The sequence below is a fragment of the Vibrio qingdaonensis genome (genome assembly GCF_026191675.1).
Lineage (GTDB): Bacteria > Pseudomonadota > Gammaproteobacteria > Enterobacterales > Vibrionaceae > Vibrio > Vibrio qingdaonensis.
Genome location: NZ_JAKRRY010000173.1, coordinates 1 through 404, shown reverse-complemented (window position 1 = coordinate 404; position 404 = coordinate 1). Strand labels below are relative to the sequence as shown.

Genomic DNA, 404 nt, shown 5'->3' with positions numbered 1-404 from the left:
AAAAAAAGAGGGCGTGAAATATGCGTCGTTAGGTATGGGTTTAATTTGCCCTGTTGATAATGCGAAGCAATTAATGACCCGTTTAGATTCTATTGCTCAAGAAGGGATCGCCGAAGACATCGAAGAGAATGGTAAAAAAGCGATCATTCGCCGTGAGCTATTCAATCACGAGTGTTTCTATACCAATGACATTTGTGATTGTGTCGAAAAGCTCGAAGGGTATGGCATTTCTTACGATGAAGTGTATGAGGTGTTTAATCACATTCGTAAAACGGAAGACGTTTATTAAACGCTAAAAGTAAAGCGCCTTGATATTTGCTGTATCAAATATCAAGGCAAATTCAATTTAAATACAGGGGTAAATAAAATGAACATTAAAAATGTTACATCAGGTAACGAAGAAA

General features: G+C 36.6%; 1 protein-coding gene. It reads left to right on the top strand.

Translation table 11 applies throughout. The annotated features are described in order from the left end of the window. Nucleotides 1-289 (top strand): DUF7659 family protein (locus tag MD535_RS25885; RefSeq protein WP_265678142.1); only part of this gene is annotated, 289 nt, incomplete at its 5' end. Nucleotides 290-404: the final 115 nt, after the last annotated feature.